This window comes from Klebsiella sp. Lac1, from assembly GCF_009825425.1.
GTDB classification, from domain to species: domain Bacteria; phylum Pseudomonadota; class Gammaproteobacteria; order Enterobacterales; family Enterobacteriaceae; genus Klebsiella; species Klebsiella electrica.
In genome coordinates, this window is the sequence record NZ_VJZJ01000004.1 from 528,920 (window position 1) to 553,681 (window position 24,762).

Below are 24,762 nucleotides of genomic sequence, written 5' to 3' on the forward strand. Positions count from 1 at the left end.
TTTTGGTTGTTACCCGAAACGTTTCGGATCAACAGTAAGACATTCCTTGTTGTGGAGATGTCTGATGTCCGATTCGATTTTACGTCTGCAAAGTGCCACGGTTGATGTGGTGATCAAAACCCAGCCGTTCGCCGAAATTATCTACTGGGGGCCGCATTTAGCTCACTTTTCGCCGCAGGATGCTGACACGCTCGCTCGCCCGATTGCCAATGGTCGCCTTGATGTTGACTCGCCGGTCACCTTGATGGCCGAGCTGGGCCACGGGTTGTTCGGCGCGCCGGGGATTGAAGGGCATCGTCAGGGCCTGGATGGTTCGCCGGTCTTTGCCACTACCGGGGTTTTGCAGGAGGGGCAGCGCTTAACGTTGACCAGCGAAGACCAGCAGGCCGGTCTGCGTCTGGAAAGCGACATTGAGCTCGATAGCAGCGGCGTCCTGCGCGTCCGCCACGGGTTAACCAATCTGCACCCGCAGCCCTGGCAGGTCGATCGCCTGGCCGTGACGCTGCCGGTTGCCGAACGCGCCCGCGACGTTATGGCGTTCCACGGCCGCTGGATTCGCGAATTTCAGCCGCATCGTCTGACCCTTGAGCACGACAGTTTTGTGCTGGAGAATCGCCGTGGCCGCACCTCTCATGAACATTTCCCGGCGCTGATTACCGGCAGTCCGGCGTTTGGCGAAATGGCGGGGGAGGTCTGGGGCGTGCATCTGGGCTGGAGCGGCAACCACCGCCTGCGCGCGGAGGTGAAAACCGACGGTCGCCGCTACCTGCAGGCGGAAGCCTTGTATCTGCCGGGCGAAATGGCGCTGACGGAAGGGGAAACGTTGTGGACTCCCAGCCTCTATGCCAGCTATTCCGCTCAGGGGCTGAACGGCATGAGCCAGCAGTTCCACCGCTATCTGCGTGAGCAGATCATTCGCTTTCCGGGCAATAAACCGCGCCCGGTGCATCTCAATACCTGGGAAGGGATTTACTTCGACCATGACCCGCAATACATCATGCGCATGGCGGATGAGGCGGCAGCGCTGGGCGTCGAGCGATTTATCATAGACGACGGCTGGTTTAAAGGGCGCAACGACGACCGGGCGGCGCTCGGCGACTGGTATCTCGATGAGAAGAAATATCCTCATGGCCTGACGCCGGTGATTGACCATGTGAAGTCGCTGGGCATGGAGTTTGGTATCTGGGTTGAACCGGAAATGATTAACCCGAACTCCGATTTATACCGCGCGCATCCTGACTGGGTGCTGGCGCTGCCGGGCTATACGTCGCCGACCGGACGTCATCAGTATGTCCTGAACCTGAATATCCCTCAGGCGTTCGACTATCTGCTGGAGCGGATGAGCTGGCTGCTGGGCGAGCATGCGGTTGATTACGTGAAGTGGGATATGAACCGCGAGCTGGTGCAGCCAGCGCATAACGGCAAAGCGGCGGCCGATGCGCAAACCCGTCAGTTTTATCGCCTGCTGGATACCTTAGTGGCCCGCTTCCCGCAGATCGAGTTTGAATCCTGTTCTTCCGGCGGCGGCCGTATTGATTACGAGGTGCTTAAACGCAGCCACCGCTTCTGGGCTTCGGATAATAACGACGCGCTGGAGCGCAATACCATCCAGCGCGGCATGAGCTATTTCTTCCCGCCGGAGGTGATGGGGGCACATATCGGCAACGGTCGCTGCCACGCCACCTTCCGTCAGCACAGCATCGCTTTTCGCGGCCTGACCGCACTGTTTGGCCATATGGGACTGGAGCTGGACCCGGTGAGCGCCGATGAACAGGAGCGCGCCGGCTACCGCAAGTATGCGGCGCTGCATAAGCAGTGGCGCGACGTGATTCATCATGGCGTGCAGTGGCGGCTGGACATGCCGGACACCACCACCCTTGCGCACGGCGTGGTCAGCGCGGATAAGCGTCAGGCGCTGTTTCTGGTCAGCCAGCTGGCGATGCCGGATTACAGCCTGATGGCGCCGCTGCGCTTCGCGGGTCTGGAGGCGGGGGCGCGATATCACATTACGCTTCTTGACCACCCCAATATTCAGGTAACGGGGGAGGGCGGCCACACCATGCGCAAGCTGCCGGCGTGGATGACTTCACCCCAGACGGCAAGCGGCGAGTGGTTGCAACAGGCGGGACTGGCGCTGCCGATTCTCGACCCGGAAAGCGCCATTTTGATTGGTCTGCAACGCGTGTGATGGCAATGGGCCGCCCGGCGGCCCTTCTTGAGGAATATAAAATGAACCCGACCGCCTGTACCCATAAAAACAACCCTAACTTCTGGATTTTCGGGCTGTTCTTCTTTCTCTACTTTTTCATCATGGCCACCTGTTTTCCGTTTCTGCCGATCTGGCTATCGGACGTTATCGGGCTGAACAAAACCGAGACCGGCATTGTGTTTTCCAGCCTGTCTCTGTTTGCGATTTGTTTTCAGCCGGTGCTGGGCGTCATCTCGGATAAGCTGGGGCTAAAGAAGCATCTGATGTGGGTCGTCTCCGTCCTGCTGGTGCTGATTGCGCCGTTCTTCCTCTACGTGTTTGCTCCGTTATTAAAAACCAATATCTGGGTCGGCGCGTTAAGCGGCGGCGCCTATATCGGCTTTGTGTTTTCCGCGGGTGCCGGGGCGATGGAGGCGTACATTGAGCGCGTCAGCCGGAATAGCGGGTTTGAGTACGGTAAAGCGCGCACCTTTGGCTGTCTGGGATGGGCGCTGTGCGCGACTACGGCAGGCATGTTGTTTAGCGTCAACCCGGAATGGGTTTTCTGGATGGGATCGGTCGCGGCCTTGCTGCTACTGGTACTGGTTGCGATAGCCAAACCGCAGGCCAGCCAGGCGACCCAGGTGCTGGACTCCCTGGGGGCCAATCGTTCCGCTGTAGATTTGAAAACTGCGGTACGCATGTTCCGCCAGCGCAAAATGTGGATGTTTATTTTGTATGTGGTTGGTGTGGCCTGCGTCTATGACGTGTTCGATCAGCAGTTTGCCACTTTCTTTAAATCCTTCTTTACCACCCCGGAAGCGGGGACCCGGGCGTTTGGTTTTGCCACCACCGCCGGGGAGATCTGCAATGCCATTATAATGTTCTGCTCACCGTGGATTATTAACCGCATCGGCGCCAAAAATACCTTGTTGATTGCCGGGATGGTGATGGCGGCGCGGATGATTGGCTCATCCTTTGCGACCACCGCGCTGGAGGTGGTGGCGCTGAAAATGCTGCATGCGCTCGAGGTTCCGTTCCTGTTGGTGGGGGCATTTAAATACATCACCGGCGTCTTCGATACTCGCCTGTCGGCGACGATCTACCTGGTCGGTTTTCAGTTTGCCAAACAGGTGGCGGCGATTTTCCTCTCCGCGTTTGCTGGCAATATGTATGACCGGATTGGCTTCCAGGACACCTATCTTATTCTCGGTGGCATCGCGCTGGTGGTGACGGTTATCTCGGCGTTCACGCTGTCAGGTAAAGCCGCCCTGGGCCGCGTTGAGAGTAAGGCGATGACGACCTGATTCGCGGTGTGGCCACGCCTGTCAAATGCCAGAAAATCGCGTGATTCATTGATTTTATCCTCATCTGTTTTTTTATCGGATAAATCTTCTTCCGACACGATGAGTGTAAAAATCGGTCAGTTTTCTCGCCTTCAGGCTGTTGCCATATGACGGCGGACTCTGACAACCAACAACGTAATGACTTGTTCCAGCTCACAAAAATGCGGGTAGACCTGTGTGTTATAACCTTATTAAAAATACGGCATTGATAAGCGTTTTCAATATCATTTAATTAACTATAATGAACCAACTGCTTACGCGGCATTAACACTTCCTGCCGCTTGACAATAATGGAGATGATTATGAGTTATACACTGCCAGCCCTGCCGTACGCTTATGACGCCCTGGAACCGCACTTTGATAAGCAGACGATGGAAATCCATCACACTAAACATCACCAGGCCTACGTTAACAACGCCAACGCTGCGCTGGAGAGCCTGCCGGAATTTGCTAACCTGTCTGCAGAAGAACTGATCGCCAAACTGGATCAGCTGCCGGCTGACAAAAAAACCGTACTGCGTAACAACGCGGGCGGCCACGCTAACCACAGCCTGTTCTGGAAAGGCCTGAAAACCGGCACTACCCTGCAGGGCGATCTGAAAGCCGCTATCGAACGTGATTTCGGTTCCGTTGATAACTTCAAAGCTGAGTTTGAAAAAGCGGCAGCGACCCGTTTCGGTTCTGGCTGGGCATGGCTGGTGCTGAAGGGCGACAAACTGGCCGTGGTTTCGACCGCTAACCAGGACTCCCCGCTGATGGGTGAAGCTGTCTCCGGCGCTTCCGGCTTCCCGATTGTGGGCCTGGACGTTTGGGAACACGCTTACTACCTGAAATTCCAGAACCGTCGTCCGGACTACATCAAAGAGTTCTGGAACGTGGTTAACTGGGACGAAGCAGCAGCGCGTTTTGCCGCCAAAAAATAAGGTTGCATTGTGCTGAATGAGAAGCGAGTCTGATGACTCGCTTTTTTTATATCCGCAGCAAAGGAGCGGCGATGCACTATCCGGTGAATGTCTTTGTGGGCAAGGTAAGGGATTACGACGGCAGCCGTCCAAGCGCCATCGGTAAAATTCAGGTCGACGGTGAACTGATCCTCGGCGAACTGGGGCTGGAGGGCGATGAACAGGCGGAGAAGAAAATACATGGCGGGCCGGATCGCGCGCTGTGCCACTATCCCCGTGAACATTACGCCCATTGGGCCCTTGAACTTTCGCAGCAGGCGGATCTTTTCTGCGCACCGGCGTTTGGCGAGAATCTCTCGAGCGAAGGACTGACGGAAAAAGACGTCTGTATCGGCGATATCTTCCGCTGGGGAGAGGCGCTGATCCAGGTGACGCAGCCGCGCTCACCGTGCTTCAAGCTTAACTATCACTTTGCGGTCAGCGATATGGCGCAGCTTATGCAGAACAGCGGTAAAACCGGCTGGCTGTATCGGGTTGTGGCCGGTGGGCGGGTGTCCGGCGATGCGCCGCTGGAGCTGGTTTCCCGGCTCAGCGATGTGAGCGTCCATGAGGCGGGCGCCATTGCCTGGCATATGCCGTTCGATGACGAACAATATCATCGTCTGCTCTCGGCAGCGGGGCTGTCGGTGAGCTGGAGCCGCACCCTGCAGAAACGGCGCCTGAGCGGGCAGATAGAAGACAATTCGCGGAGATTGTGGGGGAAATAATTTTCCCCGGGCCGCAAACGACATATCCATAAAATTTGCTAAACCGTAGCCAGGCTAAGCAAAGCGCAAGCCGGAAGATTTCCCGGATGGCCTCGCGTTGCGACTGATCCGGGCTACTTGACTGCACTCATCCGTAGCCCGGCTAAGCATAGCGCAAGCCGGGACATGCTCATCAGGTACGTTTATACAGCGGCAGCCAGATGGTCAGCCGCAAACCGCCTAACGGGCTGTCGTCGGCTTTGACCCAGCCGCGATGCTGCTGAATCGCGGCCTCAACAATCGCCAGTCCCAGACCGGTCCCGCCGGACTCACGATCGCGCGCCTCATCGGTACGGTAGAACGGACGGAAAATTTGCTCGCGATCCTCCGGACTGACGCCCGGACCGTCATCATCGACGTTAACCGTGATGCCGTCTTTATCCACCGAAAAACTGACCGAAATTTTGGTGTGCGAGTAGCGCAGCGCGTTACGGACGATATTTTCCAGCGCGCTTTCCAGCGCATTGGGATTACCGTACAGCGGCCAGGGGCCCGGCGGATACTCGACGGTGAAGGATTTCCCCACCTGTTCGGCTTCAAACGCCGCGTTATCCAGCACTTCGCCCCACAGCTGATTGGCTTTCACCGTTTCGCTGACCAGCGCGTTGTTCGCCTGATTGCGTGACATCACCAGCAGGTCGTTAATCATGCTGTCCAGCCGGTGGGCCTCGGTCTCAATACGCTCAAGCTCTTTACTCTCGCCGCTGCGACGGCGCAGTAAAGCCGTTCCCAGCTGCAGGCGCGTGAGCGGCGTACGCAGCTCGTGGGAGATATCGGACAGCAGGCGCTGCTGACCGGTCATCATGCGTTCCAGCGCCGTGACCATCTGGTTAAAACTGGCCCCGGCGGCTAAAAACTCCTGCGGACCGGCTTCCAGTTCCGGATGTTGACGCAGGTTGCCCTGGGCGACTTCATCGGCGGCGTTTTTCAACTTGCGAGCCGGTTTAGCCAGACTCCACGCCAGCCAGAGCAGCAGCGGCGAACTGACCAGCATCGTGACGATAAGCAGGAGCAGCGGGCGATCGAACAGCAGGTTGATAAAGTCTGACTGGGATGTGCTGGCAGGGCGGATCAGATACAGCTGGTAATTATCTTCCCCATCCCTGACGGAAAACGGCCCGACCATTTCCAGACGGCCGTAGCGTTTTTTCTGCGGATGATCGGCATTATCGGCCTGGCCGATAAAGTTACGAATGATCTGCATTTCGTTGCGTTCTGCACCGATCACGCGGCCTTCGCTGGTTACCAGTAATAAACGCTGCCCCGGCGGAGCCCACTTATCGATAGCGCGAAACAGACGACGCCACCACATCAGGTCATTGGGGGGATCGGTCGCCAGTTCGGCCTCGACATGCTGTTCTATCATGGTGCCCTGCCGCTGTTCGCTCTCCAGCAGTTCGGTCATCTGGCGCGAGTCCAGCTTGGGCAACATCAGAACCAGCATCAACACTAGCGCCAGCGTGAGCCAGAAAATAGCGAAGATGCGTGCGGTTAAACTCCCTATCATGAAGCCGAAACCATCAGGTAGCCGCGTCCGCGCAGGGTTTTAAACCACGGATGGCCATCTTTGCGTTCCGGCAGCTTACGACGCAGATTGGAAATATGCATGTCGATGGCGCGATCGAACGGCGTCAGGCGTTTTCCCAGGACTTCCTGGCTCAGATGTTCACGAGAGACAACCTGGCCAAGATGCTGCGCCAGCAGGTAGAGCAGGGTGAACTCCGTGCCGGTCAGCTCCAGGGTCTGACCATCGAAATTGGCTTCCTGGCGACCAGGGTTGAGGCTCAAGGCGTCAACTTCCAGCGTCGGGGAACCGGCTTCGGTGGTTTGCTGCTGCTCGCTCCAGTGAGAACGGCGCAGAATCGCGCGTATACGTGCCACCAGTTCACGATCGTTGAACGGCTTAGGCAAGTAATCATCCGCACCCAGCTCGAGGCCGAGAACGCGATCCAGCTCGCTGCCGCGGGCAGTTAGCATGATAACCGGGGTCTGGTGTGTCTGACGTAACTCTTTAAGCGTATCGATACCGTTTTTCTTCGGCATCATCACATCAAGCAAAAGTAAATCGATGCTGTCGTCCAGAAGGGTCAGCGCCTGTTCCCCGTCATGGGCCACAAGCACGTTAAATCCTTCCATATCGAGCAGCTCTTTTAACAGGGAGGTGAGCTCCCGGTCATCATCAACTAACAGGATTTTATTCATTGTTTAAATACCTCCGAGGCAGAAATTACGTCATCAAGGCTCGCTAATCCATGACTTTACGTTGTTTTACACCCCCTGACGCATGTTTGCAGCCCGAATCGTAGACTGTATCTCGTTGAATCGCTACACAGACACAAATGTATTGGGAGTATGTGATGCGCAATGTTATTGCTGCCGTCATGGCCTCAACGCTGGCGCTAAGTGCATATAGCCAGGCCGCTGAAGTCGTCACCAGCGTTAACTGGCTCCCCGGAGATGACGGGGTGCAGCGCACCAGTCAGAGTCATATGTTTGACGGCATAAGTTTAACCGAACAGCAACGCCAGCAGTTACGAGATCTTATGCAACGGGCACGCCATGACAGGCAACCCATTAATGTTAGCGAAATGGAGACAATGCATCGTCTTGTCACCGCAGAAAATTTTGATGAAAACGCTGTGCGCGCTCAGGCTAATAAAATGGCGCAGGAACAGGTTGCTCGCCAGATTGAAATGGCGAAGGTTCGCAACCAGATGTACCACCTGTTAACGCCGGAGCAGCAAGCGGTTCTTAATGCTAAACACCAGCAACGAATGGATCAGTTGCGCGAGGTTGCAAGGATGCAAAAAGGTTCAGCAACCATGCTGTCGAGTAGTAGTAGCAATACCGTGCAACCCCAGTAGTAGACCCTGTTTTCCTTGCCATAGACACCATCCCTGTCTTCCCCCTCATGATGAGGGGGTTTTTTTTGCCTGTCATTCAGCGAAACGCCTCCCGCCTTGCTCCTCGTTGCGACAAAAGTTCAGGTTATACTAAGCGCATCGCCGAAAAGGAGCATATATGAATCAATCTTATGGGCGGCTGGTGAGCCGCGCGGCTATTGCGGCGACGGTGATGGCGTCCGCGTTACTTTTGATCAAGATTTTTGCGTGGTGGTACACCGGGTCAGTGAGTATTCTGGCTGCGCTTGTGGACTCGCTGGTGGATATTGCCGCCTCGTTAACGAATCTGCTGGTTGTGCGTTATTCCCTCCAGCCTGCTGATGAGGAGCATACTTTTGGCCACGGTAAGGCAGAATCACTGGCCGCGCTGGCACAAAGTATGTTTATCTCCGGGTCGGCTCTGTTTCTGTTTCTGACCGGTATTCAGCACCTGGCGCGCCCGGAGCCGATGCAGGCGGCGGGGGTCGGTATTGCCGTGACGCTGATCGCGCTGGTCAGCACGCTGGTGCTGGTCACGTTCCAGCGTTGGGTGGTCAGAAAAACGCAAAGTCAGGCGGTGCGGGCAGATATGCTTCATTATCAGTCTGATGTTATGATGAACGGCGCAATTCTGGTGGCGCTGGGCCTCGCCTGGTATGGTTGGCATCGTGCCGACGCGCTGTTTGCTCTCGGGATTGGCATCTATATTTTATATAGCGCTTTGCGTATGGGTTATGACGCTATTCAGTCGCTGTTAGACCGCGCGCTTCCTGACGAGGAACGTCAGGAAATTATCAATATCGTGACCGAATGGCCAGGCGTCAGCGGGGCACACGATCTACGGACGCGGCAGTCAGGGCCGACTCGCTTTATTCAAATACATCTGGAAATGGAAGATAACCTCCCGCTGGTCCAGGCACACGTTATTGCCGATCAGGTGGAGCAGGCGATTCTGCACCGTTTCCCGGGTTCTGATGTCATTATCCATCAGGATCCCTGTTCTGTGGTGCCGCTGGCACGGCAGGGCGTTTTATGAGCTTTCGGTTATAGTCTGTAAACTCGATGTAAAAGTGTGGGGCAGATCGGCATTTTTTGTATAAATTACCGCCATTTGGTCTGACCTGAATCAATTCAGCCAGAAGCGTTTGATATACTATTGCAATTATCGTCGTGCACTCCTGGTGAAGGAGCGCTTCAGGCAACAGGATTATTTTTTGCTTCCTAAGTTCAGAGGTAGTCATGATTAAGAAAATCGGTGTGTTGACAAGTGGCGGTGATGCTCCGGGCATGAACGCAGCAATTCGTGGCGTTGTGCGCGCAGCATTAACGGAAGGTCTGGAAGTTTTTGGAATCTATGACGGTTACCTCGGCCTGTATGAAGATCGTATGGTTCAGCTCGACCGCTATAGTGTTTCCGACATGATCAACCGTGGCGGCACTTTCCTGGGGTCAGCACGCTTCCCGGAGTTCCGTGAAGAGCATATTCGCGCCGTTGCGCTTGAAAATATGAAAAAGCGTGGCCTGGATGCGTTGGTCGTTATCGGCGGTGATGGCTCTTACATGGGGGCGATGCGCCTGACTGAAATGGGCTTCCCGTGCATCGGCCTGCCAGGCACCATCGATAACGATATCAAAGGCACTGACTACACCATCGGTTTCTTTACCGCGCTGAGCACCGTAGTGGAAGCCATTGACCGTCTGCGTGATACCTCTTCTTCCCACCAGCGTATTTCTGTTGTTGAAGTGATGGGGCGTTACTGCGGCGACCTGACTCTGGCCGCGGCGATTGCCGGCGGTTGTGAGTTTATCATGGTGCCGGAAGTGGAATACACGCGTGACGATCTGGTTGCTGAAATCAAAGCCGGCATCGCCAAAGGTAAGAAACACGCTATCGTGGCCATTACCGAACATATGTGCGACGTGGACGAGCTGGCGCACTACATTGAGAAAGAAACCGGCCGTGAAACCCGTGCGACCGTTCTGGGTCACATTCAGCGCGGCGGCTCCCCGGTACCTTATGACCGTATCCTGGCATCCCGTATGGGCTCTTACGCTATTGAACTGTTGCTGCAGGGCTTTGGCGGCCGCTGCGTTGGTATTCAGAACGAGAAGCTGGTGCACCACGACATCATCGACGCTATCGAGAACATGAAGCGTCCGTTTAAAAATGACTGGCTGGATTGCGCGAAGAAACTGTACTAATTCTGGCGTGAAACAAACGAAAAGGCCTTCTCAGAGAGAAGGCCTTTTTTATGCGCGGGCGGGTTATTCGATATCCAGCGCATCCTCGGAGAGGATGATCCCGGTATTATCGGCATACAGATGGTCGCCGGAGAAGAAGGTCACACCGCCGAAATTGACGCGTACGTCGCTTTCGCCGATACCTTCCCCAGCGGCCCCTACGGGAATAGCGGCCAGCGCCTGGATGCCGATATCCAGGTCTTCAAGATCGTCAACCTGACGCACCGCGCCATAGACCACTATCCCTTCCCACTCATTTTGTACGGCAAGACGCGCCAGGTCAGCGTCAATTAACGCCCGTCGGACGGAACCACCGCCATCGATCAGCAAGATGTGACCACGGCCGTTCTGTTCGAGCATATCGTATAGCAACCCGTTATCCTCGAAACATTTCACCGTGATGATTTGTCCACCAAACGACGACCGTCCCCCAAAGTTGGAGAACAGAGGTTCCACTACGTTGACATCCTCCTGGTAGATGTCACAAAGCTCGGAAGTATCGTATTTCATAGGCTTAACGTTCAGTTGCTGCGAGAGATTTTAGTATATCTCGCGAATCGTATTGTTGGCAAAATCATCAGTTGTTAATTGATATTTGTCAGTTAACCCACCAGCTTGCTGCAGATAATCCCAATGACAAACAGTAGGTTGGTCAACAGCGCGGCTTTTACCGTGCGTTCCAGCATCGGGCGCATTGCCACCGGTTCACGCTCGCGCATCACAAATCGCGCCTGCTTCACCAGCAGCGGCGTGGCGAGCAGGAACAGCCAATCCCACAGGCTATGCAGAGAAATCAGAGTAAACAGCGCCAGGCACAGCGGCGCGCCGATGAGCAGGCAGGTATGATAGCGGCGGGCGTTGAGCGGCCCCAGACGTACCGCCAGCGTGTTCTTGCCGTTCTCCCGGTCGCTATCGATATCGCGCAGATTATTGATATTCAGCACCGCGGCGGCTAGCAGACCACAGGCGGTGGCGGGCAGGAAAATGGTTGCTTCAATCGTGTGGGCCTGGAGATACCAGCTCCCTGCGACGCTGAGCCAGCCAAAGAATGCCAGCACAGAGATATCGCCGAGGCCGATATAGCCATAAGGCCGGGTGCCGACGGTGTAGGTGATCGCGGCGATAATTGCTACGCCTCCCAGCACCATAAAACCAATAAAATCGGCCATCGTCTGCCAGGCACAGAACAACAGCGCCAGTCCGGAGAGGCAAATCAGCACCACGGTGACAATCAGCGCGCGCTTCATCTGCGCCTGGGTGATGGCCCCTTTTTGCATGCCGCGTAGCGGCCCGATGCGGTCAGGTTTATCGCTGCCCTTAACGGCATCGCCATAATCGTTGGCCAGGTTGGATAAGATTTGCAGCAGGCCGGCGGTGATCAGCGCCAGTAGCGCAACCCAGGGATCGAAGTTCCCCTGCTGCCACGCGAGCGTCGTACCGACAACGATGGCGGAAAAGGCCAGCGGTAGCGTTTTTGGCCGCAGGCTTTCCAGCCAGGCCTGGGTTCGGTTTATCGGTTGTTCAGTCATAGGTTCCGGCCAATAAAAATGGGGCTATACCCGTCATCCTTCAAACTGCCTCTTTGTTGGCTTCGCCCGCTCAACCCGGTCACTTACTGGAATAAGCTCCCGGGATTCTCAGGCTAGCCGCCTCGACGCAGCGTGAATGATTTTGTGTATCTATAGCCCCATCTATAGTGATGAAAATATATTGGACCGGATTATAGGATAAAACGGCTCAGATCTTCATCTGCCACCAGTACATCCAGATGTTTACCAACATATTCCGCATCAATCGTGATGCTCTGACCGTTCATTTCGCTGGCGTCGTAGGAGATATCTTCAATCAGACGCTCCAGCACGGTGTGCAGGCGACGTGCGCCGATGTTTTCGGTGGTTTCGTTAACCTGCCATGCCGCCTGCGCAATACGCTTGATGCCATCTTCCGTAAACTCGATGCTGACGCCTTCGGTCGCCATCAGCGCTTTATACTGAACGGTGATGGAGGCGTTCGGCTCGGTCAGGATGCGCTCGAAATCTTCCGTCGTCAGCGCTTTGAGCTCGACGCGAATCGGCAGACGGCCCTGTAGTTCCGGGATCAGGTCAGACGGGCTGGCCACCTGGAATGCGCCAGAGGCGATAAACAGAATATGGTCGGTTTTCACCATACCGTGCTTGGTCGACACCGTGCAGCCTTCGACCAGCGGCAGCAGGTCGCGCTGTACGCCTTCGCGAGAGACATCCGGGCCGGAGCTGTTGCCGCCGCGCTTACAGATTTTGTCGATCTCGTCGATAAACACGATACCGTGCTGTTCTACGGCGTCGATGGCATCTTGTTTGAGCTCTTCCGGGTTGACCAGCTTCGCCGCTTCTTCTTCAATCAGCAGCTTCATTGCGTCTTTGATTTTCAACTTGCGCGGTTTTTGCTTCTGGCCGCCCAGGTTCTGGAACATCGACTGCAGCTGGCTGGTCATCTCTTCCATGCCCGGAGGGGACATGATTTCCACGCCCATCGGCGCGGCGGCGAGATCGATCTCGATTTCTTTATCGTCGAGCTGGCCTTCACGCAGTTTTTTGCGGAATGCCTGACGCGCAGCGGATGGTTCCTGAGTCTGTTCAGCCTGGCCCCAGTTGTTTTTTGCCGGCGGGATCAGCACATCAAGAATGCGCTCTTCCGCCAGTTCTTCCGCACGATAGCGATTTTTATCGATCGACTGCATGCGGACCATTTTGATCGCCGCATCGGTCAGGTCGCGGATAATCGAATCCACTTCTTTCCCGACATAGCCCACTTCGGTGAATTTTGTGGCTTCTACTTTGATGAACGGCGCGTTGGCCAGCTTCGCCAGACGACGGGCAATTTCCGTTTTACCCACACCGGTCGGACCGATCATCAGAATGTTTTTCGGCGTGACTTCGTGGCGCAGCTCTTCGTTCAGCTGCATACGGCGCCAGCGGTTACGCAGCGCGATAGCGACAGAACGCTTCGCCGCGTCCTGACCGATAATATGTTTGTCGAGTTCGCTGACAATTTCGCGTGGGGTCATTTCAGACATGGGAGATCCTTACGCTTTAGAGGATAATTCTTCGATGGTGTGGAAATGGTTGGTATAAATGCAGATATCACCTGCAATATTCAACGCCTTCTCTGCGATATCGCGTGCGCTCATCTCGGTATTTTCCAGCAGAGCGCGGGCAGCAGCCTGAGCGTAGGGACCACCGGAGCCAATAGCAATCAGGTCGTTTTCTGGCTGCACCACGTCACCGTTGCCGGTGATGATCAGCGAAGCGTTTTCGTCCGCCACGGCCAGCAGAGCTTCCAGTTTGCGCAGCATACGATCGGTACGCCAGTCCTTCGCCAGTTCCACGGCAGCTTTGACCAGGTGGCCCTGATGCATTTCCAGTTTACGTTCAAACAGTTCAAACAGCGTGAAGGCGTCGGCGGTGCCGCCGGCGAAGCCCGCGATCACTTTGTCGTTGTAGAGACGACGCACTTTTTTCACGTTACCTTTCATGACGGTATTGCCAAGCGTGGCCTGGCCATCACCGGCAATAACCACATGGCCGTTACGGCGAACACTAACTATTGTTGTCACGAGCAGACCCCTTGGTTACAAAAACGAAATAGGGGCCCCGCGCTTCACGCGGGGCAGAATGCAATTATAGATGGGGGGGATTTTTAGGGTTTCAACCCCTGGCGGCGAGACGAATGCAGTTTGCGTGTCCGGCCATCTTCAGGCGAGTGATCATATCGTTGGCGCTCTCTTTGCCTTTCAGCGGCCCAATCACCACGCGATTCCAGCCATTGTTGGTGGTAATGCGTGAGGAGAACCCTTCAAACGCCAGCTGGGCCCGCACGGTTTCCGCCTGTTCTGCGCCTTTAAAGGAGCCGCACTGAATCATCCAGCTACGATCGTCTTTCTTTTCCGCCGCCGCTTTCGGCGCCTCTTCAACGCGAGTGACCGGCGCAGCCGCCTGGGCTTTAGGCTGCGCGGCGGTGTGCGCAGGCGTCTGCAGCAGATCCTGGTACGGTTGCTGCGTCGAGGCGGTTTGTTTCGGCTGCTGTACCGGCTTTGGCTGCGGGGACGGCTGTTCAGCAACGCGCTGCTGCGCGCGCGGCTGTTGTTGCACCGGCGCCTGCTGCTGGGTTTGCGCCCACTGTTGTTGAGCCTGCTGCTGTTGTACCTGCTGTTGCGCCAGACGCTGACGCTGCAGCGTTTGCTGGCGCTGAGCCGGGGTTTGTTCGTTCCACGGCACCTCGGTCAACTGGGTCGGCTGCTGGCGCATATCCGCCTGCATTTGTGCCAGCAGCTGGCGCTGTTCATTGGTTAACTGCTCGGGTTTCATCACTTCCCCGCCAGCCGTCGGTTCAGTCGGCGCGCGTACACCTGGCTGGCGACTTTCCAGCTCTTTAATGTAGCGCCAGCGTTCTTCCGGTTTCGGCGGGAGGCCATTGCCTGCCGCCTGACGGTTTTGCAGCGCTTCCGCTTCTTCTTTTTTATGGTGCGTGATGAAGTACAGCCCACCGATAAAGGCCACCAGCACTGCCGCCGCGATCGCAACCATAGTGGGTGAAACCGCCGGAAGGCTGCTCTGTTTATTCCTTGAGCTTCGGGTATTACCCTTTTTGCGCCGCGAAGAAGCCGGTTGGCTGCGGCGTACATAATCTCGTTGTGCCACTATCGTTTCGCTGTTTTATTCGTTCGTCAGTCCGCCATGTTACTTAAGCGGCGGGCCTTTGACCAGAAGAGCAGGCCCGAAAGCCTGATGGTTATGCTCTGATTTTGCGTGTACTGCCGCGAACGATCAGTTCGCAGTCCAGCAATCGTGAACCGCTGTTCACATTATGACCATGTAGCTGATCCAGTAGCAGGAGCATTGCTTCGCGGCCAATATCAAAGCGCGGTTGCGCAACGGTCGTCAATGGCGGATCGCAAAATTCGGACAAAGAGATATTATCGAAACCGACAATCGACAGGTCGTCAGGTATCTTCAGGCCCCGGCGTTTTGCCAGCGACAGCGCACCCAGCGCCATGATATCGCTATGGCAGAAGACCGCGGTCGGCGGCACCGGCAGCGCCAGAAGCTGCTCCAGCGCGTTGGCCCCCGCTTCATAGGTAAAGTTACCGCGAGCGATATAGTGCGGATCGATGGTGATCCCGCTACGGCGCAGCGCCTGCACGTAGCCCTGGAGGCGATAGTGGCAGAGCGGCATCTCTTCCGGACCAGCGATACAGCCAATACGCTGGTGGCCCAGCTCGTGCAGATAATTCACGGCATTAAAGGCGGCAGTGAGGTTATCGATGTGCACCGTGGGCAGCTCCAGCTCCGGCGCAAATTCATTCGCCATCACCATCGGCGGCAGATTACGCTGTTCTTCCACCCCCGCGTCAAACGGCAGGCGGGAGCCCAGCAACAACATACCGTCGATCTGCTTGGTAATGATCAGGTCGATAAAGGTCTTTTCCTGCCGGTTCTGGTGGGCGCAGTCGCCGATCAGCACCAGATATCCCTGTTCCGCAGCGGTAATCTCAATGCCGCGGATAATCTCGCTGAAAAAGGGATCGCAAATATCCGGTACGATGACCAGAATTGTACGCGACTCGTTACGTTTCATATTGCGTCCGAGCGACTGCGGCAAATAGCCGACTTCAAGCGCCGCCTGCTCCACCCGGTTACGGGTAGTCTGAGAAACCTTATCGGGATTCATTAACGCTCGGGACACGGTTGCCGTTGAAACGTTAGCCTTCAGGGCGACATCTTTCATTGTGGCGGCAACCACCTGTTTTTTGGGCTTCACCTGTTTTCTCCTCGCTCACTGGCGCAGGCACTTCCTTTGTGTACTGACATCAGCAACATTTTTAGCAGATAGTCGATGTAGAGAGTTACAGAATTTTCATGAAAAACGTGATGGTTGTTAAATTTTTTCGATCCGTTTCGCAAGAGAAGGCTTAACCTTCAATAGGATCGACGTCCAGAACCCATTTTACCTTGCGCGCTTCCGGCAGCGTATTGATCAAGGCGAGCGTACCGCTGACGATATGCTGCAAGCGAACGCGCGAAGGGTGCTGGAGCAGAATTTGCCAGCGCCAGCGGCCCCCGCGCTTGGGCGCCAGCGCCGGAACCGGGCCCAGCACCCACAGTTTGTCATCGGCCAGCGGACTGGCCTGCAGTAAATTACGCAACTGCTGCAGGAACAACGGCGCCTGCTGGTTGTTATGATCTTCGGCACGAATCAGGACATGGCTGGTCCACGGCGGCAGCTGCATGGTCTGCCGCTCTGCCAGCGCCTGTTCGGCAAAGGCGTCGTAGCCTTTATACAACAACGTTTGCAGCAGAGGATGTTCCGGGTGGTGGGTCTGCAAAATCACCTCGCCCTGTTTACCCGCGCGCCCTGCGCGGCCAGAGACCTGGGTATAGAGCTGAGCGAAGCGTTCGGCCGAGCGGAAATCGGCGGAAAACAGCGCGCCATCGACATCCAGCAGCGACACCAGGGTAACGTCCGGGAAATGATGACCTTTGGCCAGCATTTGGGTGCCGATCAGGATGCGTGCGCCGCCGCGATGGATATCGGAGAGGTGCTGTTCGAGCGCGCCTTTACGGCTGGTGGTATCCCGGTCGACGCGAGAAACCGGCACGCCGGGAAACAGCGGCGCCAGCGCCTGCTCCAGCTGCTCGGTGCCCAGCCCGACCGGCACCAGATGCGTTGAGCCGCAGGAGGGGCACTGGCGCGGGATCGGACGCTGGCTGTCGCAGTGGTGGCAGCGTAAATGATGCTGTGCCTGATGCAGGGTGTAGTAGCTGTCGCAGCGCGGACACTCTGCTATCCAGCCGCAGTCATGGCACAGCAGCGCCGGGGCGAAACCGCGGCGGTTTAAAAACAGAATCACCTGATTATCGGCCTGCAAATGCTGACGCATGCGGCTAATCAGCGCCGGGGAGAGTCCCGCCTGCAATTGCTGTCCTTTCAGGTCCAGAACATGCTGTTGCGCCGGACGGGCGTTACCTGCGCGCTTTGTCAGCTTCAACTGGCGATATTTCCCCTGGCGGACATTGTATAACGTCTCCAGCGCCGGGGTTGCCGAGCCAAGAATAATCGGGATTTGCTCGCTATGGGCGCGCCACACCGCCAGATCGCGGGCGTGATAGCGCCAGCCTTCCTGTTGCTTATAGGAGCTGTCGTGTTCTTCATCGATGACGATCACGCCCAGGTTTTTGAATGGCGTGAACAGCGCGGAACGCGTGCCGATGACGATGGCTGCTTCGTCGTTTTTGGCCTTCAGCCACGCGGAAAGCCGTTCGCTGTCGTTGAGGCCGGAGTGCAGGACTTCAACCGGCGCGTTAAAACGCTGACGGAAACGGGCGATAGTTTGCGGCGTCAGGCCTATTTCCGGCACCATCACCAGCGCCTGTCGGCCTTGTGCCAGCACATTTTCCAGCACGCTGAGGTAAACTTCCGTTTTCCCGGAGCCGGTAATCCCCGCCAGCAGCCAGGTTGAAAAACGGTCCGATGCGCTGTGAATCGCCCCGACGGCAGTGGCCTGCTCGGTGTTGAGGCGCAGCCGTTCGCCGGGTACAGCAAAGTGGGTTCGCCAGTCGGTGAGGGCGGGCGCTTCGCTTGCCAGCTCGCAAAGCCCTTTCCCACGCAGAGCCTGCAGCGCCGCGTCGTTAAACGCCAGCTCCGCAACCTGGTGACGCCAGATCTTCCCCTGACGCAGCGCGGCCAGAGCCTGCTGCTGCTTCGGCGAGCGTTTGAGGCTGTTGATATCGACGGCCTGGCCCTGCTCGGTAGCGAACCAGTACCACTGCGGCGCCGCGCTGGCTGGTTTCCCCTGGCGAAGCATGATCGGCAGGGCGTGGAACAGCACATCGCCGATGGGATGGTGATAGTAGTCGGCTGCCCACAGCAGCAGTCGCCAGACGGCAGAAGAGAATACCGGCTCGGCATCCAGCGTGTCGATGACCGGCTTGAGCTCATCCAGCGGCAGCTCGCTGCGTTCGCTGACGGCGGTTACAATCCCGATACGCTCTTGCTTACCGAACGGCACGCGCACGCGGCAGCCCGCTTTGACCGGCATTCCCTCAGGTAGCAGGTAGTCAAAGGTACGGGGCAGCGGGACGGGCAGGGCAACGTGGGCGACGGGCATGTCATCTTCCTGACTTGAAATCTGGCCGGTTAGTATACACATTGTGATAAGGGCTCGCGGATCAGTTTGCATATGCTGGTCAAATTCTGTATGATTCGCCGCCTTTGGTGCGCTTCGTGCAGCATCAGAATCTATTACCCGGGGATTGCGTTTAGCGGAATTGCGCCGGGAAATTATTAACATCGCGTGGTGTCTGGCGTTAGGGCTGGAAGAGCGACGCGGCCTTAACTGAGGTTCTCCCATGAAAAAAGATATTCACCCGAAATACGAAGAAATTACTGCTTCTTGCTCTTGCGGTAATGTCATGAAAATCCGTTCTACCGTAGGTCACGACCTGAACCTCGACGTGTGCGGTAAATGCCACCCGTTCTACACTGGCAAGCAGCGTGATGTTGCGACCGGTGGCCGCGTTGACCGCTTCAACAAGCGCTTCAGCGTTCCAGGCACCAGCAAGTAAGTTGCCGGAAGAAAAAGCCGCCCACGGGCGGCTTTTTTTGTTTTTGTCGTTATGCCCGGTATGCAGATTCAGGGTGGGCAGAGACGAAAAAAAAGGCGGAACATCGCTTCCGCCTTTTTTATTGTCTCAGTATTCCCACGTATCCGGGTCGATACCCATCTCGCGCATAATCTGTTTCGCCGCTTCCGGGATCTCATCGCTGCGCTCTTTACGCAGGTCTTCATCGTTGGGTAACGGTTGACCGGTAAATGCATGCAGGAACGCTTCACACAGCAGTTCGCTATTGGTGGCGTGGCGCAGGTTGTTGACCTGACGACGCGTGCGTTCATCGGTGAGGATCTTCAACACCTTCAGAGGAATGGATACCGTAATTTTTTTTACTTGCTCACTCTTCTTACCGTGCTCAGCGTATGGGCTGATATATTCGCCGCTCCATTCAGCCATGAGATACCTTTAATCCTCTAGTCATAAGTTAAGGGCCAGAACCCTGGGTCCAGGCCATAATTGCGCGTAGTTTACCGTAGCGGGGGCGTTCTGACATCCGATAAGCCCCAGCAGAGATGCGCTAATGCATATAATTTTAACGGCTATTCTCTATTTGCTCAATCTATACGCAAAGAAGTTTAGATGTCCAGATGTATTGACGTCTATTGTGACAATGATTACTCTGGTGCCTGACTTTTCACCGACTCAGCCCAGGAACTGCCCAACATGACGCGTAAACAGGCCACCATCGCAGTGCGTAGCGGTTTAAATGACGACGAACAATACGGTTGCGTTGTCCCGCCGATTCACCTTTCCAGTACCTACAACTTCATCGACTTTAATGAACCTCGTGCCCACGACTACTCCCGCCGCGGTAACCCTACCCGCGATGTGGTGCAGCGCGCGCTGGCGGAGCTGGAAGGAGGAGCGGGCGCCGTTCTGACCAATACCGGCATGTCGGCGATTCTGCTGGTGACGACCGTATTCCTGAAGCCTGGCGATCTGCTGGTGGCGCCTCACGACTGCTACGGCGGCAGCTATCGCCTGTTTGATAGCCTCGCGAAGCGCGGCTGCTACCGGGTACTGTTTGTCGATCAGAACGATGAGCAGGCGCTGAGCGCGGCCCTGGCAGAAAAACCGAAGCTGGTGTTAGTCGAAAGTCCAAGTAATCCATTGCTGCGCGTGGTGGATATTGCGAAAATCTGCACGCTGGCTCGTGAAGCGGGTGCGGTGAGCGTGGTGGATAACACCTTCCTGAGCCCGGCGTTGCAAAATCCGCTGGCGTTGGGAGCCGATCTGGTGCTGCATTCGTGCACAAAATACCTGAACGGACATTCTGACGTGGTGGCCGGTGTGGTGATTGCGAAAGATCCGGCTCTTGTCACCGAACTGGCATGGTGGGCGAATAATATCGGCGTGACCGGCAGCGCATTTGATAGCTACCTGCTGCTGCGTGGTTTACGTACGCTCTCTCCGCGTATGGAAGTCGCACAGCGCAATGCGCTGGCGATTGTCGACTATCTGAAAACCCAGCCGCTGGTGAAAAAACTGTATCATCCGTCTCTGCCGGAAAATCAGGGGCATGAGATTGCTGCCCGTCAGCAAAAAGGTTTTGGCGCGATGTTAAGCTTTGAGCTGAAGGGCGATGAGCAGACGTTGCGTCGTTTTCTGAGCGGATTATCGCTGTTTACGCTGGCCGAATCGCTGGGGGGCGTAGAAAGTCTGATTTCGCACGCTGCGACGATGACCCATGCAGGTATGGCGCCTGAGGCGCGCGCGGCGGCGGGGATTTCAGAAACGCTTCTGCGTATTTCGACCGGTATTGAAGATGGTGAAGATTTAATTGCCGACCTGGAAAATGGCTTCCGGGCGGCAAACGAGGAATAAACATGAGTGTGAATGCGCAGGCAGGGACGAAGGGTCGTCAGCTGCACAAATTTGGTGGGAGTAGTTTAGCGGATGCGAAATGTTACCTGCGCGTCGCGGGGATCATGACGGAATACTCGCAGGCCGGCGACATGATGGTTGTCTCCGCCGCGGGCAGCACCACCAACCAGCTGATTAGCTGGCTGAAGCTCAGCCAGACCGACCGCCTTTCTGCGCATCAGGTACAGCAGTCGCTGCGCCGTTATCATCAGGAGCTAATCGCCAGCCTGCTGTCGGCAGAAGCGGCGGATACGCTGATCGCGTCGTTTATTCACGATCTTGAGCGTCTCGCCGGCTTGCTGGATAGCGGCGTGACCGATGCGGTATACGCTGAAGTGGTCGGCCACGGCGAAGTGTGGTCCGCACGTCTGATGGCCGCAGTGCTTAACCAGCTGGGACTGGAAGCGGCATGGCTTGACGCGCGCAGCTTCCTGCGCGCCGAGCGCGCTGCGCAGCCGCAGGTGGATGAAGGTCTGTCTTATCCGCTGCTGCAACAGCTGATGGCGCAACATCCCAACAAACGTCTGGTGGTGACCGGCTTCATCTCGCGCAACAACGCCGGGGAAACCGTCCTGCTGGGGCGTAATGGTTCTGACTATTCCGCTACCCAGATTGGCGCCCTGGCCGGGGCGTCTCGCGTCACTATCTGGAGCGACGTGGCCGGGGTTTACAGCGCGGACCCGCGTAAGGTGAAGGATGCGTGCCTGCTGCCGCTGCTGCGCCTGGATGAAGCCAGCGAGCTGGCGCGTCTGGCGGCCCCGGTTCTGCACGCCCGTACCCTTCAGCCGGTCTCCGGTAGCGATATCGATCTGCAGCTCCGCTGTAGCTATACGCCTGAGCAAGGCTCCACGCGCATTGAGCGCGTGCTGGCGTCCGGTACCGGCGCACGTATTGTGACCAGTCATGATGATGTCTGCCTGATTGAGTTCCAGGTGCCCGCCGGGCAGGATTTCAAGCTGGCGCACAAGGAACTGGATCTTATCTTTAAACGCGCCCAGCTGCGCCCGCTGGCGGTGGGGGTGCATGCTGACCGTAAGCTGCTGCAGTTCTGCTACACCTCGGAAGTGGCCGACAGCGCGCTGCGCCTGCTCGATGAAGCCGGTCTGCCGGGCGAGCTGCGCCTGCGCCAGAAGCTGGCGCTGGTGGCGATGGTCGGGGCGGGCGTCAGCCGTAACCCGCTGCACTGCCACCGTTTCTGGCAGCAGCTGAAAGGGCAGCCGGTGGAATTTACCTGGCAGTCCGAAGAGGGAATTAGCCTGGTGGCGGTGCTGCGCGCAGGGCCGACGGAAAGCCTGATTCAGGGCCTGCATCAGTCCCTGTTTCGGGCAGAAAAGCGTATTGGCCTGGTCCTTTTTGGTAAAGGCAATATCGGTTCGCGCTGGCTGGAGCTGTTTGCCCGCGAACAGAGCACGCTCTCAGCCCGCACCGGCTTTGAGTTTGTCCTCGCCGGGGTGGTGGACAGCCGCCGCAGCCTGCTTAACTACGAGGGGCTGGATGCCAGCCGCGCGTTGGCCTTCTTCAACGATGAAGCCGTTGAGCAGGATGAAGAGTCGCTATTCCTGTGGATGCGCGCTCATCCCTATGATGATTTGGTGGTGCTGGACGTGACCGCCAGCGAGCAGCTGGCCGATCAGTACCTCGATTTTGCCAGCCATGGTTTCCACGTCATCAGCGCGAATAAGCTGGCCGGCGCCAGCAGCAGCGACAAATACCGTCAGATTCACGACGCGTTCGAGAAAACGGGTCGTCACTGGCTGTACAACGCCACCGTTGGTGCGGGTCTGCCGGTGAACCATACCGTGCGCGACCTGATTGACAGCGGCGATACCATTCTGGCGTTGAGCGGTATTTTCTCCGGCACCCTCTCCTGGCTGTTCCTGCAGTTTGACGGCACCGTACCGTTTACCGATCTGGTCGATCAGGCCTGGCAACAGGGGCTGACGGAGCCGGACCCGCGCGTTGATCTGGCGGGAAAAGATGTGATGCGTAAGCTGGTTATCCTTGCGCGCGAAGCCGGTTATGACATCGAGCCCGATCAGGTGCGCGTGGAATCGCTGGTGCCTGCGCACTGTGAAGAGGGCTCTGTGGATCACTTCTTTGAGAATGGCGAAGAGCTGAACGAACAGATGCTGCAGCGCCTGGAAGCCGCCCGCGAGCTGGGGCTGGTTCTGCGCTATGTGGCGCGTTTTGATGCCAACGGAAAAGCGCGGGTTGGCGTTGAAGCCGTCCGCGAGGAGCATCCGCTGGCGGCCCTGCTGCCGTGCGATAACGTTTTTGCCATCGAGAGCCGCTGGTACCGCGATAACCCGCTGGTCATCCGTGGACCGGGTGCCGGTCGCGATGTGACCGCTGGCGCCATTCAGTCGGATATTAACCGTCTGGCGCAACTGCTGTAACCCTGCCTCTGCCCGAGACCAGACCGGCGTCTGGTCTCGGAGTCTCACTGCGCCGCAAAAACTTCTTTGGCGGCGAACAGGCCATTTAAGGCCGCCGGGAATCCGGCATACACCGCCATCTGCATGATAACTTCGATAATCTCCTCCTGCGACAGGCCGACGTGCAACCCGGCGGCAATATGCACTTTTAGCTGTGGCGCGGCGTTGCCCAGCGCCGTTAAGGCGGCAATGGTGGCGATTTCACGGCTGCGTAAATCGAGCCCCGGTCGGGCGTAAATATCGCCAAACGGGAATTCAATCAGGTAGCGGGCAAAGTCCGGGGCGATGGCCTGCAGGCTTTTAACGACGGCATCGCCGCCTTTGCCGTCAACGCGCTGCAACATGTCGAGGCCGGTGGTATAACGCTCTGATGTCATGATCTTTCCTCATAATGATGGTGTATTGGCAGGAAGGTTAGAGGCGTTAACCGGACTTGAGTAATACCCTTTTCGTGATACCTTTCAGGTATGACAAATTTACGTTTACAGACTCTTGATATCCGCCTGCTGCGCTATTTTGCCGTGGTGGCGGAAGAGAATAATATCAGTCGGGCGGCGCAGCGGTTGTTCATCTCGCAGCCGCCGCTGAGTCGCCATATCCGCCATCTGGAAACGCTGCTGGGCGTGACGCTCTTTGTCCGTCATACCAAAGGGCTGATTCTTACCGCAGAGGGTGAGCGGGTGCTGGAGCTTATTCGTCCGCTTCTGGCGCTGCAGGAGACGACGCTGAGCGCGCTAGGTCAGCTGTCCGACGATCGCCAGCAGCCTTTACGTCTGGGGCTGACGACCGCTTTTGAGCAGGGTATCTTTGCATCTCTGGAATCGGCGTTGAGCCGCAAGGCCAGTGCGCTCTCCCTCCTTCGCCGCGCTTCGCCCGCCCTGGCTCAGCAGGTGCGCAAAGGCAAGCTAAACGCCGCGCTGGTTGCGCTGCCGCTGAATGCCGATGGATTAACGTTTTCTCCTTTGCCCTATCATGAATCGTTGATTGCGGCGCTACCCGCGTCATGGCCGGAATCTACGATTCCCCGGCTGGCTTTAGAAACCCTGAATCACCGACCGCTGTTTTGGTTTCGGCGCGAACGTAATCCGGCCTTTTTTGACGCAACCCGGCGTATTTTTGATCGTATTGGCTACGTGCCGGCGTATGTGGAGGAGCCCGCTGAGCATGACGTTCTGCTGGCGCGCATCGCACGCGGAGAAGGGATGATTTTGCTGCCAGCGTCATTTGCCGCAATACAGCGCCAGGGGGTGGTATTTCATCCGCTGGAGGGGACTCGCTTGCGTTTGTCGCTGGGATTAGTGACGCGGCCGGAAGATGACGCTTTGCGCGCGTGGTTGCTGCCGTTTATTGAGGAATCATTATCTTAGCGTGGAGTGAGATGAAGTCATCTCATCTTCACTGAATATTCCTCACTCTTTACGCTGATTTTTCTATTGACGCCCGGGCAC

Annotated in this window: 22 protein-coding genes; 11 read left to right on the forward strand and 11 right to left on the reverse strand. The window is 56.8% G+C overall.

What is annotated here, in order from left to right:
• Window positions 1-64: 64 nt before the first annotated feature.
• From FNY10_RS24945 to yiiM, 4 genes are all read left to right on the forward strand, one after another.
• Window positions 65-2,188 (forward strand): alpha-galactosidase, encoded by a 2,124-nt coding sequence (locus FNY10_RS24945; RefSeq protein WP_160704122.1) that lies wholly within the window; start codon window positions 65-67, stop codon window positions 2,186-2,188.
• A gap of 41 nt (window positions 2,189-2,229) precedes the next feature.
• On the forward strand, window positions 2,230-3,495 hold the full coding sequence (locus FNY10_RS24950; RefSeq protein ID WP_160704120.1) for an MFS transporter: 1,266 nt from the start codon (window positions 2,230-2,232) through the stop codon (window positions 3,493-3,495).
• A 341-nt stretch (window positions 3,496-3,836) separates the two neighbouring features.
• Window positions 3,837-4,457, forward strand: a complete 621-nt coding sequence (gene sodA / locus FNY10_RS24955; RefSeq protein ID WP_100685423.1) for a superoxide dismutase [Mn] — start codon at window positions 3,837-3,839, stop codon at window positions 4,455-4,457.
• Between the two features lie 71 nt (window positions 4,458-4,528).
• Window positions 4,529-5,203, forward strand: coding sequence for a 6-hydroxyaminopurine reductase (gene yiiM / locus FNY10_RS24960; RefSeq protein ID WP_100685449.1), 675 nt, complete (start codon window positions 4,529-4,531; stop codon window positions 5,201-5,203).
• A gap of 172 nt (window positions 5,204-5,375) precedes the next feature.
• On the opposite strand, the gene cpxA is transcribed toward yiiM, so the two are convergent.
• Window positions 5,376-6,749 carry an envelope stress sensor histidine kinase CpxA gene (gene cpxA, locus FNY10_RS24965; protein WP_004869367.1) on the reverse strand — a complete coding sequence of 458 codons (1,374 nt, stop codon included), beginning with the start codon at window positions 6,747-6,749 and terminating at the stop codon, window positions 5,376-5,378.
• Window positions 6,746-7,444, reverse strand: coding sequence for an envelope stress response regulator transcription factor CpxR (gene cpxR, locus FNY10_RS24970; RefSeq protein ID WP_100685422.1), 699 nt, complete (start codon window positions 7,442-7,444; stop codon window positions 6,746-6,748). Before cpxR ends, cpxA begins: the two co-directional genes overlap by 4 nt.
• A gap of 155 nt (window positions 7,445-7,599) precedes the next feature.
• Here cpxR and cpxP point away from each other — a divergent pair, with 155 nt between their 5' ends.
• The 3 genes from cpxP (at window position 7,600) to pfkA (ending at window position 10,326) form a co-directional block, all read left to right on the forward strand.
• Window positions 7,600-8,106 (forward strand): cell-envelope stress modulator CpxP, encoded by a 507-nt coding sequence (gene cpxP, locus FNY10_RS24975; RefSeq protein WP_160704118.1) that lies wholly within the window; start codon window positions 7,600-7,602, stop codon window positions 8,104-8,106.
• Between the two features lie 157 nt (window positions 8,107-8,263).
• A complete protein-coding gene (gene fieF, locus FNY10_RS24980; RefSeq protein ID WP_100685421.1) occupies window positions 8,264-9,160 on the forward strand; it encodes a CDF family cation-efflux transporter FieF in 897 nt (298 codons plus the stop codon).
• Between the two features lie 203 nt (window positions 9,161-9,363).
• Window positions 9,364-10,326 carry a 6-phosphofructokinase gene (gene pfkA, locus FNY10_RS24985; protein WP_131050439.1) on the forward strand — a complete coding sequence of 321 codons (963 nt, stop codon included), beginning with the start codon at window positions 9,364-9,366 and terminating at the stop codon, window positions 10,324-10,326.
• 63 nt (window positions 10,327-10,389) lie between these two features.
• Here pfkA and rraA read toward each other — a convergent pair whose 3' ends face one another.
• The 7 genes from rraA to priA all read right to left on the reverse strand — a co-directional run bounded on the left by rraA (window position 10,390) and on the right by priA (window position 18,511).
• Complete coding sequence (rraA, locus tag FNY10_RS24990; RefSeq protein WP_004869382.1) at window positions 10,390-10,875, reverse strand: ribonuclease E activity regulator RraA; 486 nt, start codon at window positions 10,873-10,875, stop codon at window positions 10,390-10,392.
• Window positions 10,876-10,967: 92 nt separating this feature from the next.
• Window positions 10,968-11,894, reverse strand: a complete 927-nt coding sequence (gene menA, locus FNY10_RS24995) for a 1,4-dihydroxy-2-naphthoate polyprenyltransferase (RefSeq protein ID WP_100685419.1) — start codon at window positions 11,892-11,894, stop codon at window positions 10,968-10,970.
• A 191-nt stretch (window positions 11,895-12,085) separates the two neighbouring features.
• Window positions 12,086-13,420 carry an HslU--HslV peptidase ATPase subunit gene (hslU, locus tag FNY10_RS25000; protein ID WP_100685418.1) on the reverse strand — a complete coding sequence of 445 codons (1,335 nt, stop codon included), beginning with the start codon at window positions 13,418-13,420 and terminating at the stop codon, window positions 12,086-12,088.
• Between the two features lie 9 nt (window positions 13,421-13,429).
• Entirely contained in the window at window positions 13,430-13,960 is a 531-nt protein-coding gene (gene hslV, locus FNY10_RS25005) for an ATP-dependent protease subunit HslV (RefSeq protein WP_100685417.1), read from the reverse strand.
• Between the two features lie 91 nt (window positions 13,961-14,051).
• Window positions 14,052-15,044: a cell division protein FtsN gene (gene ftsN, locus FNY10_RS25010; protein ID WP_100685416.1), complete on the reverse strand. Its 993-nt coding sequence runs from the start codon at window positions 15,042-15,044 to the stop codon at window positions 14,052-14,054.
• Between the two features lie 91 nt (window positions 15,045-15,135).
• Window positions 15,136-16,164: a DNA-binding transcriptional regulator CytR gene (gene cytR, locus FNY10_RS25015; protein WP_100685415.1), complete on the reverse strand. Its 1,029-nt coding sequence runs from the start codon at window positions 16,162-16,164 to the stop codon at window positions 15,136-15,138.
• Window positions 16,165-16,315: 151 nt separating this feature from the next.
• The gene (gene priA / locus FNY10_RS25020; protein WP_160704116.1) at window positions 16,316-18,511 is read right to left on the reverse strand and encodes a primosomal protein N'; all 2,196 of its coding nucleotides are present in this window, start codon (window positions 18,509-18,511) and stop codon (window positions 16,316-16,318) included.
• Window positions 18,512-18,752: 241 nt separating this feature from the next.
• On the opposite strand from priA, the gene rpmE reads away from it, so the two are divergent.
• Window positions 18,753-18,968: a 50S ribosomal protein L31 gene (gene rpmE, locus FNY10_RS25025; RefSeq protein WP_004869403.1), complete on the forward strand. Its 216-nt coding sequence runs from the start codon at window positions 18,753-18,755 to the stop codon at window positions 18,966-18,968.
• Window positions 18,969-19,094: 126 nt separating this feature from the next.
• On the opposite strand, the gene metJ is transcribed toward rpmE, so the two are convergent.
• Window positions 19,095-19,412 (reverse strand): met regulon transcriptional regulator MetJ, encoded by a 318-nt coding sequence (gene metJ / locus FNY10_RS25030; protein WP_004869405.1) that lies wholly within the window; start codon window positions 19,410-19,412, stop codon window positions 19,095-19,097.
• Window positions 19,413-19,679: 267 nt separating this feature from the next.
• Here metJ and metB point away from each other — a divergent pair, with 267 nt between their 5' ends.
• Together metB and FNY10_RS25040 are read left to right on the forward strand one after the other, a co-directional pair.
• On the forward strand, window positions 19,680-20,840 hold the full coding sequence (metB, locus tag FNY10_RS25035; RefSeq protein WP_100685413.1) for a cystathionine gamma-synthase: 1,161 nt from the start codon (window positions 19,680-19,682) through the stop codon (window positions 20,838-20,840).
• 2 nt (window positions 20,841-20,842) lie between these two features.
• Window positions 20,843-23,275 (forward strand): bifunctional aspartate kinase/homoserine dehydrogenase II, encoded by a 2,433-nt coding sequence (locus FNY10_RS25040; RefSeq protein ID WP_100685412.1) that lies wholly within the window; start codon window positions 20,843-20,845, stop codon window positions 23,273-23,275.
• Window positions 23,276-23,319: 44 nt separating this feature from the next.
• Here FNY10_RS25040 and FNY10_RS25045 read toward each other — a convergent pair whose 3' ends face one another.
• Window positions 23,320-23,691 (reverse strand): carboxymuconolactone decarboxylase family protein, encoded by a 372-nt coding sequence (locus FNY10_RS25045; RefSeq protein ID WP_100685411.1) that lies wholly within the window; start codon window positions 23,689-23,691, stop codon window positions 23,320-23,322.
• Between the two features lie 90 nt (window positions 23,692-23,781).
• On the opposite strand from FNY10_RS25045, the gene FNY10_RS25050 reads away from it, so the two are divergent.
• Complete coding sequence (locus FNY10_RS25050; protein WP_160704114.1) at window positions 23,782-24,681, forward strand: LysR family transcriptional regulator; 900 nt, start codon at window positions 23,782-23,784, stop codon at window positions 24,679-24,681.
• Window positions 24,682-24,762: the final 81 nt, after the last annotated feature.

Excerpts from the sequence above, each read along its gene's own strand:
- FNY10_RS24945 (WP_160704122.1), top strand. The coding sequence starts at position 65 with ATGTCCGATTCGATTTTACGTCTGCAAAGTGCCACGGTTGATGTGGTG.
- FNY10_RS24950 (WP_160704120.1), top strand. The coding sequence starts at position 2,230 with ATGAACCCGACCGCCTGTACCCATAAAAACAACCCTAACTTCTGGATT.
- sodA (WP_100685423.1), top strand. The coding sequence starts at position 3,837 with ATGAGTTATACACTGCCAGCCCTGCCGTACGCTTATGACGCCCTGGAA.
- yiiM (WP_100685449.1), top strand. The coding sequence starts at position 4,529 with ATGCACTATCCGGTGAATGTCTTTGTGGGCAAGGTAAGGGATTACGAC.
- cpxA (WP_004869367.1), bottom strand. The coding sequence starts at position 6,749 with ATGATAGGGAGTTTAACCGCACGCATCTTCGCTATTTTCTGGCTCACG.
- cpxR (WP_100685422.1), bottom strand. The coding sequence starts at position 7,444 with ATGAATAAAATCCTGTTAGTTGATGATGACCGGGAGCTCACCTCCCTG.
- cpxP (WP_160704118.1), top strand. The coding sequence starts at position 7,600 with ATGCGCAATGTTATTGCTGCCGTCATGGCCTCAACGCTGGCGCTAAGT.
- fieF (WP_100685421.1), top strand. The coding sequence starts at position 8,264 with ATGAATCAATCTTATGGGCGGCTGGTGAGCCGCGCGGCTATTGCGGCG.
- pfkA (WP_131050439.1), top strand. The coding sequence starts at position 9,364 with ATGATTAAGAAAATCGGTGTGTTGACAAGTGGCGGTGATGCTCCGGGC.
- rraA (WP_004869382.1), bottom strand. The coding sequence starts at position 10,875 with ATGAAATACGATACTTCCGAGCTTTGTGACATCTACCAGGAGGATGTC.
- menA (WP_100685419.1), bottom strand. The coding sequence starts at position 11,894 with ATGACTGAACAACCGATAAACCGAACCCAGGCCTGGCTGGAAAGCCTG.
- hslU (WP_100685418.1), bottom strand. The coding sequence starts at position 13,420 with ATGTCTGAAATGACCCCACGCGAAATTGTCAGCGAACTCGACAAACAT.
- priA (WP_160704116.1), bottom strand. The coding sequence starts at position 18,511 with ATGCCCGTCGCCCACGTTGCCCTGCCCGTCCCGCTGCCCCGTACCTTT.
- rpmE (WP_004869403.1), top strand. The coding sequence starts at position 18,753 with ATGAAAAAAGATATTCACCCGAAATACGAAGAAATTACTGCTTCTTGC.
- metJ (WP_004869405.1), bottom strand. The coding sequence starts at position 19,412 with ATGGCTGAATGGAGCGGCGAATATATCAGCCCATACGCTGAGCACGGT.
- metB (WP_100685413.1), top strand. The coding sequence starts at position 19,680 with ATGACGCGTAAACAGGCCACCATCGCAGTGCGTAGCGGTTTAAATGAC.
- FNY10_RS25040 (WP_100685412.1), top strand. The coding sequence starts at position 20,843 with ATGAGTGTGAATGCGCAGGCAGGGACGAAGGGTCGTCAGCTGCACAAA.
- FNY10_RS25045 (WP_100685411.1), bottom strand. The coding sequence starts at position 23,691 with ATGACATCAGAGCGTTATACCACCGGCCTCGACATGTTGCAGCGCGTT.
- FNY10_RS25050 (WP_160704114.1), top strand. The coding sequence starts at position 23,782 with ATGACAAATTTACGTTTACAGACTCTTGATATCCGCCTGCTGCGCTAT.